The organism is Rhodococcus sp. BP-332, assembly GCF_019836065.1.
Classification (GTDB): domain Bacteria; phylum Actinomycetota; class Actinomycetes; order Mycobacteriales; family Mycobacteriaceae; genus Rhodococcoides.
The window spans coordinates 448,226-462,751 of the sequence record NZ_JABUEC010000001.1; the positions used below are offsets into that span (position 1 = coordinate 448,226).

The following is a 14,526-nucleotide window of genomic DNA, read 5'->3' on the forward strand; positions in this document are numbered from 1 at the left end:
GGATCAGTTGTCGCGGCGCCGGGACGTGTCCAGCACGTTCTCGCGCCGCGCCTCGTCCATCACGGCCGCGTCCCGCCGGGCGGCGGCAGCCGCCCACTGAGCGTTGGAGCGGTTCCACACCACCTTGAACCAGTGGAACGCCAGCACGACCACGAGCAACCAGCCGAGGACGAGGCCCAGCCCGGGGCCGGCCCCGGTGAGGCCGACGGGAACGGTCTGACGCGACCAGATGGCCAGGATGCCCAGCACCGTCGCCACCCCGGACCCGTAGAGCGCGACCCAGGCCAGCGCCCAGCGTTGAGTGACCAGGGCGAGGGCCGAGAAGCCGACCGCGAACACCAGGGTCAGCCACACGAAGATGCGTGACGGCAGTGCCACCGACTCCGCCACGGCGTCCTCGTCGTGCACCAGCACGTCCCACGCGTTGGCCGAACCTGTGTGCGGCAGTGCGAAGCTCAGTAGCAGCAACAACACCACCACTGCCACGACGACGGCGCGGACCCCCGGGTCGATACGCCCCGAGATCCGCTTCTCGGCGGCCGCCGGATCGGACCCGGTCGTCGGCTCGGTACTCACAGTGAACATCCCATCGTCGTGACCGGCTCGGGCGCCGGGGCGCCGACGGACGGCAACCCCAACCCGACACCGACCGGTGCGGTCCGGGGCATCGTGCCCCGCTCGTGTCGGTCGCCGGCCGTGGTGCGCCGGTGCGAGCGCACCGGGACGTCGGCGACCAGGTGATACGGCTTCGCGTCGGTCACCGTGGTGACGACGACGTCGCCGGGCCGGACGGCGCGGTCGATGGCGCCCGTCGGGGTGAAGTGCACGAGTCGCCCGTCGCGGGTGCGTCCACTCATCCGCTCGGTGACGGCGTTCTTGCGTCCGGCCCCGTCGGCGACGAGCAACTCCACCTCGGTTCCGACGACGCGACGGTTCTCCTCGTGGGAGATCTCCTCCTGCAGAGCGGCGAGCCGTTCGTAGCGTTCCTGCACGACGGCCTTCGGCACCTGATCCGGCATGTCGGCGGCCGGCGTTCCCGGTCGCTTGGAGTACTGGAACGTGTAGGCGCTGCTGAAGCGAGCGCGACGGACGACGTCGAGGGTCTCCTGGAAGTCCTCCTCGGTCTCCCCGGGGAAGCCCACGATGATGTCCGTCGTCAGTGACGCGTGCGGGATGGCTTCGCGCACCCGGTCGATGATGCCGAGGAACTTCTCCTTGCGGTACGAGCGGCGCATGGCACGCAGCACGCGGTCCGATCCGGACTGCAGAGGCATGTGCAGCGTCGGGCACACGTTGGGCGTCGACGCCATCGCATCGATGACGTCGTCGGTGAACTCGGCGGGGTGCGGCGAGGTGAACCGGACACGCTCGAGACCGTCGATCTCCCCGCACGCGCGCAGGAGCGATGCGAACGCACCCCGGTCACGCGGCTGCTCGGGATCCGCGAACGAGGCGCCGTACGCGTTGACGTTCTGTCCGAGCAGCGTCACCTCGAGCACGCCCTCGTCGACGAGGGCCTGCACCTCGGCGAGGATGTCGCCCGGCCTGCGGTCGACCTCCTTGCCGCGCAGTGCGGGCACGATGCAGAAGGTGCAGGTGTTGTTGCACCCCACCGAGATGGACACCCACCCGGAGTAGGCGGAGTCGCGCTTGGCCGGGAGAGTCGAGGGGAACGCGTCCAGCGACTCGAGGATCTCGACCTCGGCGCGCTGGTTGTGGCGCGCCCGGTCGAGCAGCGCCGGCAGGGATCCGATGTTGTGGGTGCCGAACACGACGTCCACCCACGGCGCCTTCGTGACCACAACGTCGCGGTCCTTCTGTGCGAGGCACCCACCGACGGCGATCTGCATGTCGGGGTTCTCGTCCTTGGCCGGCCGGAGTTGGCCGAGGTTGCCGTACAACTTGTTGTCGGCGTTCTCGCGTACCGCACACGTGTTGAAGACGACGAGATCGGGGGACGACCCGGAGTCGGCCTTCTCGTAACCGGCCTCCTCGAGAAGGCCGGACAGTCGTTCGGAATCGTGCACGTTCATCTGGCAGCCGTACGTGCGCACCTCGTAGGTGCGCGCAGTCCCGGACCGCGCAGGCAGAGTCTGGGTGTCGATCGTGTCCACCCCTTCAGGGTACGGCGGCGCACGTACCCGACTCACCGAGCGGTCCGAGTAAAGTTTCCATTACATATACGCGGTCCCCGCACCAAAACGAGCAGTGGCGGAGGAAACTACCTCTAGGGTCATCGCCATGACCCACCCTGACGGCGAGCGCGAACATCGCTCGTCCACAGCATCGTCTGCCCCCATGATCGCGATGCACGGCGTGCAGAAGCACTTCGGTGATCTGCACGTCCTCAAGGACATCGAACTCGACGTTCCCAGCGGCCAGGTCGTCATCGTCCTCGGCCCCTCCGGGTCGGGTAAATCGACGTTGTGCCGCACCATCAACCGGCTCGAGCCCGTCGACGAGGGCACCATCGAGGTCGACGGCGAGGCACTTCCCTCCGAGGGCAAGTCGCTCGCCGCGCTCCGCGCGGACGTCGGCATGGTCTTCCAGTCCTTCAATCTTTTCGCGCACAAGACGATTCGTGAGAACGTCATGCTCGGGCCGACGAAGGTCCGCAAGATGAAGAAGGACGAGGCCGAGAAGACCGCGCAGCGTCTGCTCGAACGTGTCGGCATCGCCAACCAGGCCGACAAGTACCCGGCGCAGCTCTCCGGCGGCCAGCAGCAGCGCGTCGCCATCGCGCGTGCACTCGCCATGAACCCCAAGGTGATGCTCTTCGACGAGCCGACCTCGGCGCTCGATCCCGAGATGGTCAACGAGGTGCTCGACGTCATGACGTCGCTGGCCAAGGAGGGCATGACCATGGTGGTCGTCACCCACGAGATGGGCTTCGCCCGCCGCGCCGGCGATCGCGTCATCTTCATGGCCGACGGCCAGATCGTCGAGGACACCGATCCCGAGACCTTCTTCACCACACCGAAGTCCGATCGCGCCAAGGACTTCCTCGGCAAGATCCTGAGTCACTGATCTACCACCCGCTCGTCCCAACTTCTGGAGGATCTCGATGAGAATCACCCGTACCGCCCGTGTCGGCGTCGCCGCACTCGCGCTCGCCTTCGCCGCCACCGCGTGTGGTGGCGACGAGGCCACCAGCGCGTCGTCCAGCGCCGAGAGCGGCAAGCTGACCGTCGGCATCAAGTTCGACCAGCCGGGCCTGGGCCTGCGCACCCCCGACGGCTCGTTCAGCGGCTTCGACGTCGAGGTCGCGAAGTACGTCGCCGGCAAGCTCGGTGTCACGCCGGAGAACATCACGTTCAAAGAGTCGCCGTCGGCGCAGCGCGAGACGCTGATCGAGAACGGTGAGGTCGACTACATCGTCGCCACCTACTCGATCACCGACGCCCGCAAGGAGAAGGTCGACTTCGCCGGACCGTACTTCGTCGCCGGACAGTCGCTCCTCGTTGCCGACGGCAACACCGACATCACGGGCCCCGAGTCGCTCAGCGGTGGCAAGCGCCTCTGCTCCGTCTCCGGCTCCACCCCCGCGCAGAAGGTCAAGGACCAGTACGCGCAGGACGTGCAGCTGCAGGAGTTCGACACCTACTCCGCCTGTGTCGAGGCACTGCGCAACGGCGCCGTCGACGCGGTCACGACCGACGACATCATCCTGGCCGGCTACGCGGCTCAGTACCCGGGTGAGCTCAAGGTGGTCGGCGAGCCGTTCACCGAGGAGCGCTACGGCATCGGCCTGGCCAAGGGCGACGACGAGACCCGCACCAAGATCAACGACGCGATCGACGCCATGATCGAGGACGGGTCGTGGCAGAAGGCATTCGAGGACACCGTCGGACCGTCCGGGTACCCGCTGCCCGCACAGCCGACCGTCGATCGCTACTGATCACCACTCTTCGCGAGACCCGAACGGGCGGTTCACACCGGTGAACCGCCCGTTCGACTCGTCACCGCTCTCGGAAGGAGTCGCCGGTGGACATACTGAGTGACTACGCGCCCGAACTCCTCGACGCGTTCTGGATGACGATCAAGCTGACGGTGCTCTCCGCCATCGGCGCTCTCGTCCTCGGCACCCTGCTCGCGGCGATGCGGGTCTCCCCCGTTCCCGTCGCGCGGTGGATCGGTGCCACCTACGTCACCATCTTCCGCAACACCCCGCTCACGCTGATCCTGCTGTTCTGCGCCTTCGGCCTCTACCAGACCCTGGGCGTCACGCTCGCCGATCAGGCGTCCCCGACCGGCCAGGCGGACAACAACTTCCGGCTCGCCGTTCTCGGTCTCAGCATCTACACGGCCTCGTTCGTGTGCGAGTCGCTGCGGTCCGGAATCAACACCGTGAACGTCGGTCAGGCGGAGGCCGGGCGTTCGCTCGGTCTGACGTTCTCGCAGAACCTGCGCTTCATCGTGCTCCCCCAGGCGTTCCGTGCGGTCATCGGCCCGCTGGGCAGCGTGCTCATCGCCCTGACGAAGAACACGACCGTCGCCGCGGCGATCGGCGTCCTCGAAGCGGCCATCCTGATGAAGGAAATGATCGAGAACGAGGCGGCGATCTTCGTCGTCGGCGGTATCTTCGCGCTCGGCTTCGTCATCCTGACCTTCCCCACCGGCCTCTTCTTCGGCTACCTCGGCAAGCGATTGGCGGTTGCCCGATGACCACAGCGAACGCACCTCTGAGCACCGAGGCACCGCCCAAGAAGGTCGCCTCCGCCGAACGCGCCACCGTTCTCTACGACGCTCCGGGGCCCCGCGCCAAGGTGCGCAATCACATCATCTCGGCCGTCGTGCTCGTCCTGGTACTGCTGGCGGCGTACGTGATCTACGCGAAGCTGGACGAGAAGGGCCAGTTGACATCGGAGAAGTGGAGCCCGTTCGTCGAGTCGTCGACCTGGACGACGTACCTGGTTCCCGGCATCCAGGGCACCCTGGTCGCCGCGGGGCTGTCGATCGTGCTGGCGCTGATCCTGGGCGCGGTCCTGGGCATCGCGCGCCTGTCGGACCACCGCCCGGTGCGGCTGGTCGCCGGATTCTTCGTCGAACTGTTCCGCGCCATCCCGGTGCTGATCCTGATGATCTTCCTGTACCAGTTCTTCGCCGAGTACCAGGTGTTCAAGTCCCGCTACCTGGCCCTGGCCGCGGTGGTGACGGGCCTGACGCTCTACAACGGCTCGGTCATCGCCGAGATCGTGCGGTCGGGCATCCAGTCCCTGCCGAAGGGTCAGACCGAGGCGGCCATGGCCATCGGCCTGCGCAAGGGCCAGATCATGCGCATGATCCTGCTTCCCCAGGCCGTGACCGCGATGTTGCCGGCCATCATCTCGCAGATGGTGGTGGCGCTGAAGGACTCCGCGTTGGGCTACATCATCGGCTATGTCGAGGTGGTCCGGTCGGGCCAGCAGGTCGGTGCCTTCTACGGCAACTTCCTGCCGGCGCTGATCATCGTGGCCATCATCATGATCATCCTGAACTCGCTGCTGACGTACCTCGCCACGAAGGTGGAGAAGCGACTGCGACGAGCGAAGAAGAGTCCGGTTCCTGTCGATCAGGGTGCCGCCATGGGTGGCGCGACAGTCTGACGTTCTAGTACTCGAGGCCTTCGGAATCGTTTCCGAGGGCCTCGAGTTCTGTCCGAACCACGTCGAAGGCCATGCCCTGGGCGAACCCGCGACGCGCGAGCATCGACACGAGCTTGCGCACCACCTTGTCCCGCTGTGCACGACGTTCCCGCGGGTCCTCGATGTCGTCGCCGAGACTCGACCGCAGAGCCGGAGCCCGCAGCTTCTTGACCACCAGGTCGCGGGCGCGCTCACGCTCGTCCTCCGGCTCGATGGTATCCAGCGCTTCGGCGGCGATACCGGGTTCGATTCCCTTGGTTCGGAGTTCGGTGCGCAACGCCTGCTTGCCGCGTCCCGAATACGTGTGTCGCGAGCGGACCCACTGATGGGCGAAGTCGCGATCGTCGACCAGCTTGATCTCGGTCAGCCTGTCGAGCACGGACGTGATGATCTCGTCCGTGAATCCTTTGGCGGCCAACCGCTGTTCGAGCTCGACGCGGCTCCGGGCGCGATCGGTGAGCAACCGCAACGCGGCATCCTTGGCCTGCACCGCCGTGCCCCCGCCCGGGGGCGGCGTCTCGCCCGATCGGCGGCCGGAACGGGACCGGGCGCCCGACGTACGTCGGGCGCCCGGTGCACGCGAGTCCGGTAACTCGTCGTCGTTCACAGTCGAGAGACCTGCTGTCAGAAGTCGACCGGAGCAGCGACGGCCTCGTCGGGCGTACGCACGTCTGCACCGATGCCGAGCTTCTCCTTGATCTTCTTCTCGATCTCGTCACGGATGTCGGTGTTCTCGAGCAGGAACTTGCGTGCGTTCTCCTTGCCCTGGCCCAACTGATCACCCTCGTAGGTGAACCAGGAGCCGGACTTGCGCACGAAGCCGTGCTCGACACCCATGTCGATGAGCGAGCCTTCCTTGCTGATGCCCTTGCCGTACAGGATGTCGAACTCGGCCTGCTTGAACGGCGGCGACACCTTGTTCTTGACCACCTTGACGCGGGTGCGGTTACCGACTGCGTCGGTTCCGTCCTTGAGCGTCTCGATACGACGGATGTCCAGGCGCACCGATGCGTAGAACTTCAGCGCCTTACCGCCCGTCGTGGTCTCGGGCGAGCCGAACATGACGCCGATCTTCTCGCGCAGCTGGTTGATGAAGATGACCGTGGTGCCGGACGAGCTGATGGCGCCGGTGATCTTGCGCAGGGCCTGGCTCATCAGGCGGGCCTGCAGACCGACGTGACTGTCACCCATCTCGCCCTCGATCTCGGCACGGGGAACCAGGGCTGCCACGGAGTCCACGACCAGGATGTCGATGGCACCGGACCGGATCAACATGTCCGCGATCTCGAGCGCCTGCTCACCGGTATCCGGCTGGGAGACCAGCAGCGCGTCGGTGTCGACACCGAGCTTGGCGGCGTAGTCCGGATCGAGAGCGTGCTCCGCGTCGATGAACGCGGCGATGCCGCCGGCGGCCTGTGCGTTGGCGACCGCGTGGAGCGCGACCGTCGTCTTACCCGAGGACTCCGGGCCGTAGACCTCGACGATGCGGCCGCGCGGGAGTCCGCCGATGCCGAGCGCGACGTCCAACGCGATCGAACCCGTGGGGATGACGGCGATGGGCACACGGGCCTCGTCGCCGAGACGCATGACCGACCCCTTGCCGAAGTTCTTGTCGATCTGCGCGAGCGCGAGATCGAGCGCCTTGTCCCGATCGTATGCAGCTGCAGCCATCATGGTCTCCTTCTCGAAGTTCTTGTCCCCGAAGCGTCTGTACCCCGTCGATCTGTCGCCAAGGTAGAGGGGGGTACCGACAAGAACCGCTGCCGTGCGATTCCCGTCGACTCTGCACACGACTATAAGCGAACAGGTGTTCGATACCCAGCGACACGCCGGAGGTTCACCACCGCGATCGGGGAACGTCGAACTCGACGCACAGTGCACGCCACACGTCCTTCGGATCCTCACCGTCCTCGATGGCCTGCGCGGCGGTGCGGTTCCCGAGGCTCAGCAGCAGGTGGTCGACCAGCATCGAGTCCCCGGTCACGGTTCCGAACTGTTCGGCGACACGGTCGTGGAAGTCGGTCAGGCGCACCATGTCACCGTAACCCGGGACGTCCGCGCTCCCCCTCAGCGCGGGCGGGAGTCGACGATCACGCTGCGGCACACCGCGACGGGATCCTCGACCGCGGCGGCGGTCGCCGCGGCGCGACCTGCCGCGGCGGCGTACGTCGAGTCGCTCAGCACCCGGTCGATCGCCTCCGCCACGGCGTCGGCGGACACCGGACGCACGATCGTGGCGCTTCCCTGCCGGGCCGCGCGGTTGGCCAGTTCCCACTGATCTCCCCCGCCGGGGATCACGACCACCGGGACGCCGGCGGACAGCGACTTCGCCAACATCCCGTGGCCGCCGCCGCACACCACGACCGACGCCAGCGGCAGCAGCGCGTCCTGGCGCCCCAGTCCGCCCACCGCCCAGGACGGTAGACCGGCCGGAACGTCGTCCACCGTGGTGATCACCAGTCGACGACTCCGGCCGCGCGCACGTGAGGCCGCCGCCGCCTCGACAGTGGCCTCGACCATGGACACGGCGCCGGTCGCGGCCGTCGACGGTGCCAGCAGGATCAGCGGTTCGGTCCCCGGCGGCGGGTCGAGGAGAGCGGTCGTCGGCTCCCACAACAACGGACCGACGACCCGCGCCTCGGCCGGCCAGTCCGACCGCGGCACCTCGAGCGCGGGGATGGTCGCGACGAGGCGCCGCGCGGGGCCGGGGTCCGACGCGGGCAGACCGACGCCCTCGCGCGCCCGAGCGCGCTGCGCCAGCCCCGCTCGGACGGAGCGGTCGGTCAGAGCTCGCATCACGGTGTCCCGCAACCGACCTCGCAGTCCCGTGCCCGGTGCGAGGCCACTCCCGATCGGGGGCAACGACACGGAGGGCCGGTAGAGCGGGTGCGGAGACAGTTCCACCCAGGGAACTCCCAGCCGCTCGGCGGCGAGACCGCCGCCGGCCGTGAGAATGTCCGAGACCACCAGATCGGGAGCCGACTCGGAGAGCACCGGCAGCAGCATCGAGGACATGTGGGCCGCTCGCTCGTGAATTCTGCGGCCGGCGTCCGCGTCGTCGTCCTCGGGCCGCGGTTCCAGTCCCGGCAGCAGGCGAGTGTCCACCCCGTCCGCTCGCGCGGCGTCGAGCCACCGATCGCCGGTGTAGACCACGGCCGCCTCTCCTGCGGCCGTCAGCGCCTTCGCGAGCGCGATGGCAGGGAAGGCGTGCCCCGCATCGGGGCCGGCGACCACCGCGACGAGCATGGGCGAAGCCTAGGTCAGCGCGGCACCGGGGACGTCAGAAGGGTGACTTCGCCGAGTCGCGATCGCCGCTCATCGCGCGGAAGAGGAAGTAGAGACCGGTTCCCACCACGGCCAGCGCCACCATGGGGAACAGCGCCTTCAGCAGGGCGCCGAGAACGACGATGCCGATCCACACCAGAACGATCGCACCGAGAATCTTCCAGAACATGTCGAACTCCTTCTCGTCGGGGACTCTCGTCGCCGGCCGCGGTGGAGTTCACCGGCGATCCGTCGACGAGTTCGACACTGCCAGAACCGAACTGGCACAACACCGAATCGTCCCGGAGTTCAGGGTGAAGATCGGGGTCGACCCCGAGGACGGTACGTCGATCTCAGGGTCGCGGTCGGGGTGAGACCGCCGCCGAGGTCAGGGCTTCTGCAGGTGCTCGAGGCCGAATGCCCAGCCCTCGAGGCGATCGGACGCGAACTGGAGGGCGTCCCGTCGCGCGTCGAGTGCGGTGAGCGAACCGGAGGAGCCCGGCGCGGTGAGCAACGCAGCCGCGGCGACGAGCCCGTCGAACTGGTGCACACCGTCCGTCAACCGGGCCGCGGTGGACCCGATGGACCCGGACAGATGGACCGCTGCAGCCGGACTTCCCAGCGCTGCTCTCTCCATCGCGACGATGTCGTGCGCGACCTCGGTGAGGGCTGCCGACGCGGCCGCGGCGATCCGGGTCGTGTCGTGCACGTCGTCCGCGGCGACCGCCCCGGACCGAGCGAGGATGCCCGTCAGCTCGTGCAGACTGCGTTCGGCGGCCGCGAGACGTTCGATGGGCTCGCGAGCGGCGGAGCCCACCGGAGGCAGAGCACGGCGGACCGGCGCTGCAGCCGGCAGTGGCTGGGCCCGCAGCCGTCGGTAGGCCGCCGCCGCGGCCACGGCGGGCACCGCGAACAACACCGTGGTGCCCGATCCCCCGACGACGATCCAGTCGGGTGCGGACGTGGCTGCCACCGTGACGGTGGCGACGCCCATCGACCCGGACGCCGCACCGAAGAGCGTGGCCCGCCGGCGAGTCCGACGGATCCGCCGTTCGGCCTTCTTCCGCGGGTCGTTCCACGACTTGGCGGCGTCGAGGAACGGCCGCGTGACGTCGACGACGCCACGAGCCCGAGCGCGCACCAGGTCGGCAGCGCGCCCCACCTCGGGCGGTGCAGCGGGCCGCTCGTGCCACATCTGCCGTCGGTGCGGGTCGCCGTGTCCGGACATCAACGCTCCGTGAGGGTCTCGTGCAGGCAGATCAGTTGGCCTGAGGAGGCTCGGGGGTCGCCTGCGGGGACGACAGGTTCTTCTGCGTGGACACGCCGTCCGCGGAGGGGCCGGCGGTGAGCGAGTCGCCCGCCATGGAGGCACGGATCTGCTCGAGGCGGCTGTGTCCGGCCATCTGGACGCTCGCCTGCTGGACCTCCATCATGCGGCCCTGCACGGAGTTCTGAGCGAGCTCGGCGGAGCCGAGCGCGTTGGCGTAGCGGCGCTCGATCTTGTCCCGGACGGCGTCGAGGCTGGGCGTGTTGCCCGGTGCGGACAGCGTGGAGTCCATCGAGCGGAGCGACTCGCTGACGCGCTCCTGCATCTTGGCCTGCTCGAGTTGGCTGAGCAGCTTGGTGCGCTCGGCGACCTTGGCCTGCAGCGTCATGGCGTTCTGCTCGACGGCCTTCTTGGCCTGGGTGGCGGCCTGGAGCGCCTGGTCGTGCAGAACCTTGAGGTCCTCGACGCTCTGCTCGGCGGTGACCAGCTGGGCCGCGAACGCCTCGGCGGCGTTGGTGTACTGGGTGGCCTTCTCGACGTCGGCAGCCGCATTGGCCTGGTCGGCGAGGGTGACGGCCTGGCGCGCATTGGCGTTGAGCTTCTCCACCTCGTCGAGCTGGCGGCTGAGCTTCATCTCGAGCTGGCGCTGGTTACCGATGACCGACGCGGCCTGCTGCGAGAGCGCCTGGTGCTGACGCTGAGCGTCCTCGATGGCCTGCTGGATCTGGACCTGCGGATCCGCCTTCTCGTCGATCTTGGAGTTGAACAGAGCCATCAGATACTTCCAGCCCTTGACGAAAGGATTGGCCATCGGTTCTTCCTGCCTCCATGTGATCCGCCGCGTACGCGACCCGGCTGGCGACCGTCACCGCCGGTGTTGCTGCGCGTGTCCGGGACACGCGGTCTGTCTGTGATCGGTACCCGCCATGATCCCATGTCGAACCACGAATGGTCGGAAACGGGACGCGAAGATCAGGCAGCGGCGAGTGCTCGCGCGGTCGGGGCCGGGATGACCACGCGCGTCTCGTCCGAGATGTGGGCCGCACCGCGCTCGGCGGGAACACCCGTCGACGCGGCCGCACTCGCCATCGTGTCCGTGAGCGATTCGCTCACATCGAACAGAACGTCCGACAGTGGGACGTCGAGAGCATCGCAGATGGCGTTGAGCAGTTCGCTCGACGCCTCCTTGCGGCCACGCTCGACCTCCGAGAGATACCCGAGGCTGACGCGCGCCGTGTTGGAGACCTCGCGCAACGTGCGGCTCTGAGCGACCCGTGTGCGGCGAAGACTGTCGCCCAATGCCTCACGCAAGAGCAGCGCCATGTGGCCCCTCCTTCATCGTGTTCGAACTACGTCGTGGTCGACCGCGGGAACGCCTGTCGGTGCACCGTCGCTCGACCCTCGTCCACCTACAACGCCGGAACGGTCCGATCGGTTCCCGCTACGCGTGTGGACACCCGTCGGAACGGGTGAGAGAACCCTAACCCCCGCCCGCGATCCGCACGCGGCGGAGCACCGGACGGCTCATCGCCCGTCGTGTGGTGTCCGGACCCGCGGCCGCACCGCCTGCACCACGTAGTCGAGTCCCGTGATCATGGTCAGCGCCACGGCCACGATCATCAGCACCATCGCTGCCGGGATCACAGCGTCGGGAAGCGGCAGAACGTAGACCCCGATGGCCACGCTCTGGACGAGGGTCTTGAGCTTGCCGCCGCGTCCCGCGGGGATGACACCGTGCCGCAGGACGGCGAACCGCAGGAGCGTGATGCCGATCTCGCGGGCACCGATGACGAGGGTGATCCACCAGGGCAGGTCCCCCAGCATGGACAGTCCGACCAGGGCCGCCCCGATCAGCGCCTTGTCGGCGATGGGGTCCGCCATCTTGCCGAACTCCGTCACGAGCCCGTGCTTGCGCGCCAGTTGGCCGTCGATGCGATCGGTGATCGCCGCGACGACGAAGATCCCGAAGGCCGCGAGCCGCCACCCGGTCTCCTGGCCACCGTCCGCGAACAGTGCCCACAGGAACACCGGGACCAGCGCGATCCGCAGGACGGTCAGGACGTTGGCGATGTTGAGCAGTGGAGCCGGAGTGAGCGGGCCCGAGCCGACGACGGCGTCGGGCGTCGGCGCGGACGCGTCACCGGGGCCACGACCGACGTCGTACTGAGCGCTCACGTCGCCGAGCCCGCTCTCGGGACGTGACGTGAGTTACCGGCGCGGGACACACGGTCACAATATCGGTACGCCCGATGACTACTGTTCACCCCATGACTTCCGACCTCGATCCGGAGACGGACTCCCGGGCGGCGCAGGATCGCGCAGACGTCCGGACCGCGTCCGGGTCCACCACCGAGCGCGTGCGCCTGCGCCGTGCCCGCACCTCCGACATCCCGGAGATCAAGCGACTCATCGACATCTACGCGGGCCGGATCCTGCTCGAGAAGAATCTCGTGACCCTCTACGAGGCGGTCCAGGAGTTCTGGGTCGCCGAGGTCGACGGTGTCGTCGCCGGCTGCGGCGCGCTGCACGTGCTGTGGGCGGATCTCGGCGAGATCCGCACGGTCGCCGTCGATCCGTCGGTCAAGGGTCACGGCGTGGGCCACCTCATCGTGTCCCGGTTGATCGACGTCGCCCGCGAACTGCAGCTCTCCCGCATCTTCGTGCTCACCTTCGAGGTGCCGTTCTTCGCCCGCCACGGGTTCTCCGAGATCGACGGGACCCCGGTCACCGCCGAGGTCTACGCCGAGATGTGTCGCTCGTACGACACCGGTGTCGCCGAGTTCCTCGATCTCAGCTACGTCAAGCCGAACACTCTCGGCAACACCCGCATGCTGCTCACGCTCTAGATCACCCACCACCCGCTCACACCGCAGGAGAACATCGATGGCCCATTTCCTCGTCAACTACACGTACTCGTCGGCCACCGCCGAGGGACGCGACCGCGTCCGCGCCGAGCACCGCGACTGGCTGCGGGATCTCCTCGCTCGCGACATCGTGGTGGTGGCGGGGCCGTACGCGGACGACAGCGGCGCCACCATCATCGTCAAGGGTGAGAGTGCGGACCAGGTGGGCACACTGTTCGCCGAGGACCCGTTCGCGGTGGAGAAGCTCGTCGACGCCGTGGCGATCCAGGAGTGGAAGCCGGTGATGGGCGTCCTCGCGGAGTGACCCGCCCTCCGGCACCCGCCGGACACACGAACAGCCCGGCACCTCTCGGTGCCGGGCTGTTCTCGTGCGGGACGGATCAGCGCGAGTCGCGCTCGGTGTCCGTGACGCCGGTCGACGTGGTACCGGTCGAGGCGGCCGTGGTGTCGTCGCCGAGGACCGGGCTTCCGGTCTCGCCGTCCTTCACCGCGGGCTTCGCGTCGCCGCGGGTCTTGAGCAGGCTGGCCACGGTGGTGACGATCAGGATGCCCATGATGACACTGAGCGACACTCCGGTGCTGATCTCGGGGACCGACAGGTTCTCGCCGCCGTTGATGAAGCCGAGCTCGTTCTCGTGGAGCGCGTGGAGGACGAGCTTGACGCCGATGAACGCCAGTACCAGGGACAGGCCGTAGGACAGGTAGACCAGGCGATCGAGCAGTCCGCCGATCAGGAAGTACAACTGGCGCAGACCCATGAGGGCGAACGCGTTGGCCGTGAAGACGATGTACGGCTCGGTGGTGAGACCGTAGATCGCCGGGATCGAGTCCAATGCGAACAGGATGTCGGTGAAACCGATGACGACCAGGGCCAGCAGCATCGGGGTGACCACGCGCTTGCCGTCGATCTTCACCGTCAGACGATCACCGTGGTACTCGTCCGTGGTGGGGAGGATCTTCTTGGCGAACTTCATGATCTTGGTGTCCTGCTGGACCTCGTTCTCCTCCTCTTCCCCGGCCTCCTTGATGAGCTTGTAGGCCGTGTAGATGAGGAACGCACCGAAGAGGTAGAAGACCCAGCTGAAGTTGTTGATGGCCGCGGCACCGAGGGCGATGAAGCCACCGCGCATCACGAGCGCCATCACGATGCCGATGAGCAGCACCTTCTGCTGGTACTGACGCGGTACGGCGAACGTCGTCATGATGATGAGGAAGACGAACAGGTTGTCGACGCTGAGCGCCTTCTCGGTGACGTACCCGGCGAAGTACTCACCGCCGTAGGTCGCGCCGTACTGCCAGAACACGATTCCGCCGAAGATGATGGCGATCGTGATGTAGACGACGGACCACGTCGCCGATTCCTTGAAGGTCGGCTCGTGGGGGGTCTTCACGTGAGCGAAGAAGTCGAAGACGAAGAGTCCCAGGATCACCACGATGGTGACGATCCAGACTGTGGACGAGACATTCATGTGAGCAACTACCTCCGGTAGTCCATGGGTGGGCTCCG

Annotated in this window: 18 protein-coding genes; 6 read left to right on the top strand and 12 right to left on the bottom strand. The window is 67.6% G+C overall.

What is annotated here, in order from left to right:
- Nucleotides 1–3: 3 nt before the first annotated feature.
- Both HQ314_RS02070 and miaB read right to left on the bottom strand, forming a co-directional pair.
- The gene (locus tag HQ314_RS02070) at nucleotides 4–585 is read right to left on the bottom strand and encodes a hypothetical protein (RefSeq protein WP_037185326.1); all 582 of its coding nucleotides are present in this window, start codon (nucleotides 583–585) and stop codon (nucleotides 4–6) included.
- A complete protein-coding gene (gene miaB, locus HQ314_RS02075) occupies nucleotides 573–2,114 on the bottom strand; it encodes a tRNA (N6-isopentenyl adenosine(37)-C2)-methylthiotransferase MiaB (RefSeq protein WP_222649165.1) in 1,542 nt (513 codons plus the stop codon). Before miaB ends, HQ314_RS02070 begins: the two co-directional genes overlap by 13 nt.
- Nucleotides 2,115–2,298: 184 nt before the next feature.
- Between miaB and gluA the strand changes: the two genes are divergently transcribed.
- The 4 genes from gluA to HQ314_RS02095 all read left to right on the top strand — a co-directional run bounded on the left by gluA (nucleotide 2,299) and on the right by HQ314_RS02095 (nucleotide 5,585).
- Nucleotides 2,299–3,027 carry a glutamate ABC transporter ATP-binding protein GluA gene (gene gluA / locus HQ314_RS02080; RefSeq protein WP_222649502.1) on the top strand — a complete coding sequence of 243 codons (729 nt, stop codon included), beginning with the start codon at nucleotides 2,299–2,301 and terminating at the stop codon, nucleotides 3,025–3,027.
- Between the two features lie 37 nt (nucleotides 3,028–3,064).
- The gene (locus HQ314_RS02085; RefSeq protein WP_027505129.1) at nucleotides 3,065–3,898 is read left to right on the top strand and encodes a glutamate ABC transporter substrate-binding protein; all 834 of its coding nucleotides are present in this window, start codon (nucleotides 3,065–3,067) and stop codon (nucleotides 3,896–3,898) included.
- 86 nt (nucleotides 3,899–3,984) lie between these two features.
- Complete coding sequence (locus tag HQ314_RS02090) at nucleotides 3,985–4,665, top strand: amino acid ABC transporter permease (RefSeq protein ID WP_027505128.1); 681 nt, start codon at nucleotides 3,985–3,987, stop codon at nucleotides 4,663–4,665.
- Nucleotides 4,662–5,585, top strand: a complete 924-nt coding sequence (locus HQ314_RS02095) for an amino acid ABC transporter permease (protein WP_082544487.1) — start codon at nucleotides 4,662–4,664, stop codon at nucleotides 5,583–5,585. Before HQ314_RS02090 ends, HQ314_RS02095 begins: the two co-directional genes overlap by 4 nt.
- A 4-nt stretch (nucleotides 5,586–5,589) precedes the next feature.
- On the opposite strand, the gene HQ314_RS02100 is transcribed toward HQ314_RS02095, so the two are convergent.
- From HQ314_RS02100 to pgsA, 9 genes are all read right to left on the bottom strand, one after another.
- Nucleotides 5,590–6,231, bottom strand: a complete 642-nt coding sequence (locus HQ314_RS02100) for a regulatory protein RecX (RefSeq protein WP_222649167.1) — start codon at nucleotides 6,229–6,231, stop codon at nucleotides 5,590–5,592.
- Between the two features lie 17 nt (nucleotides 6,232–6,248).
- Nucleotides 6,249–7,295, bottom strand: a complete 1,047-nt coding sequence (gene recA / locus HQ314_RS02105) for a recombinase RecA (RefSeq protein ID WP_027505126.1) — start codon at nucleotides 7,293–7,295, stop codon at nucleotides 6,249–6,251.
- 166 nt (nucleotides 7,296–7,461) lie between these two features.
- Complete coding sequence (locus HQ314_RS02110) at nucleotides 7,462–7,656, bottom strand: DUF3046 domain-containing protein (protein WP_027505125.1); 195 nt, start codon at nucleotides 7,654–7,656, stop codon at nucleotides 7,462–7,464.
- Between the two features lie 35 nt (nucleotides 7,657–7,691).
- Nucleotides 7,692–8,870 carry a glycosyltransferase gene (locus tag HQ314_RS02115; RefSeq protein WP_222649169.1) on the bottom strand — a complete coding sequence of 393 codons (1,179 nt, stop codon included), beginning with the start codon at nucleotides 8,868–8,870 and terminating at the stop codon, nucleotides 7,692–7,694.
- A 34-nt stretch (nucleotides 8,871–8,904) separates the two neighbouring features.
- Nucleotides 8,905–9,078: a hypothetical protein gene (locus tag HQ314_RS02120; RefSeq protein WP_222649171.1), complete on the bottom strand. Its 174-nt coding sequence runs from the start codon at nucleotides 9,076–9,078 to the stop codon at nucleotides 8,905–8,907.
- Between the two features lie 198 nt (nucleotides 9,079–9,276).
- Complete coding sequence (locus tag HQ314_RS02125) at nucleotides 9,277–10,116, bottom strand: hypothetical protein (protein WP_261781337.1); 840 nt, start codon at nucleotides 10,114–10,116, stop codon at nucleotides 9,277–9,279.
- Nucleotides 10,117–10,147: 31 nt separating this feature from the next.
- Entirely contained in the window at nucleotides 10,148–10,966 is an 819-nt protein-coding gene (pspA, locus tag HQ314_RS02130; RefSeq protein ID WP_027505120.1) for a phage shock protein PspA, read from the bottom strand.
- 161 nt (nucleotides 10,967–11,127) lie between these two features.
- A complete protein-coding gene (locus tag HQ314_RS02135; RefSeq protein ID WP_027505119.1) occupies nucleotides 11,128–11,478 on the bottom strand; it encodes a helix-turn-helix domain-containing protein in 351 nt (116 codons plus the stop codon).
- A 201-nt stretch (nucleotides 11,479–11,679) separates the two neighbouring features.
- On the bottom strand, nucleotides 11,680–12,234 hold the full coding sequence (gene pgsA, locus HQ314_RS02140; protein WP_235578939.1) for a CDP-diacylglycerol--glycerol-3-phosphate 3-phosphatidyltransferase: 555 nt from the start codon (nucleotides 12,232–12,234) through the stop codon (nucleotides 11,680–11,682).
- Between the two features lie 284 nt (nucleotides 12,235–12,518).
- On the opposite strand from pgsA, the gene HQ314_RS02145 reads away from it, so the two are divergent.
- Both HQ314_RS02145 and HQ314_RS02150 read left to right on the top strand, forming a co-directional pair.
- Complete coding sequence (locus HQ314_RS02145) at nucleotides 12,519–13,001, top strand: amino-acid N-acetyltransferase (RefSeq protein WP_027505117.1); 483 nt, start codon at nucleotides 12,519–12,521, stop codon at nucleotides 12,999–13,001.
- Between the two features lie 37 nt (nucleotides 13,002–13,038).
- A complete protein-coding gene (locus HQ314_RS02150) occupies nucleotides 13,039–13,323 on the top strand; it encodes a YciI family protein (RefSeq protein WP_027505116.1) in 285 nt (94 codons plus the stop codon).
- Between the two features lie 76 nt (nucleotides 13,324–13,399).
- Here the strand turns inward: HQ314_RS02150 and HQ314_RS02155 are convergent, their stop codons facing one another.
- Nucleotides 13,400–14,488, bottom strand: a complete 1,089-nt coding sequence (locus HQ314_RS02155) for a TerC family protein (protein WP_081821174.1) — start codon at nucleotides 14,486–14,488, stop codon at nucleotides 13,400–13,402.
- Between the last annotated feature and the right edge of the window lie 38 nt (nucleotides 14,489–14,526).

What these genes read in the sequence shown, in the direction of transcription:
- HQ314_RS02070 (WP_037185326.1), bottom strand. Translation starts at nt 585, where the DNA reads ATGTTCACTGTGAGTACCGAGCCGACGACCGGGTCCGATCCGGCGGCC.
- gluA (WP_222649502.1), top strand. Translation starts at nt 2,299, where the DNA reads ATGATCGCGATGCACGGCGTGCAGAAGCACTTCGGTGATCTGCACGTC.
- HQ314_RS02085 (WP_027505129.1), top strand. Translation starts at nt 3,065, where the DNA reads ATGAGAATCACCCGTACCGCCCGTGTCGGCGTCGCCGCACTCGCGCTC.
- HQ314_RS02095 (WP_082544487.1), top strand. Translation starts at nt 4,662, where the DNA reads ATGACCACAGCGAACGCACCTCTGAGCACCGAGGCACCGCCCAAGAAG.
- recA (WP_027505126.1), bottom strand. Translation starts at nt 7,295, where the DNA reads ATGGCTGCAGCTGCATACGATCGGGACAAGGCGCTCGATCTCGCGCTC.
- HQ314_RS02115 (WP_222649169.1), bottom strand. Translation starts at nt 8,870, where the DNA reads ATGCTCGTCGCGGTGGTCGCCGGCCCCGATGCGGGGCACGCCTTCCCT.
- HQ314_RS02120 (WP_222649171.1), bottom strand. Translation starts at nt 9,078, where the DNA reads ATGTTCTGGAAGATTCTCGGTGCGATCGTTCTGGTGTGGATCGGCATC.
- HQ314_RS02125 (WP_261781337.1), bottom strand. Translation starts at nt 10,116, where the DNA reads ATGTCCGGACACGGCGACCCGCACCGACGGCAGATGTGGCACGAGCGG.
- pspA (WP_027505120.1), bottom strand. Translation starts at nt 10,966, where the DNA reads ATGGCCAATCCTTTCGTCAAGGGCTGGAAGTATCTGATGGCTCTGTTC.
- HQ314_RS02135 (WP_027505119.1), bottom strand. Translation starts at nt 11,478, where the DNA reads ATGGCGCTGCTCTTGCGTGAGGCATTGGGCGACAGTCTTCGCCGCACA.
- HQ314_RS02150 (WP_027505116.1), top strand. Translation starts at nt 13,039, where the DNA reads ATGGCCCATTTCCTCGTCAACTACACGTACTCGTCGGCCACCGCCGAG.
- HQ314_RS02155 (WP_081821174.1), bottom strand. Translation starts at nt 14,488, where the DNA reads ATGAATGTCTCGTCCACAGTCTGGATCGTCACCATCGTGGTGATCCTG.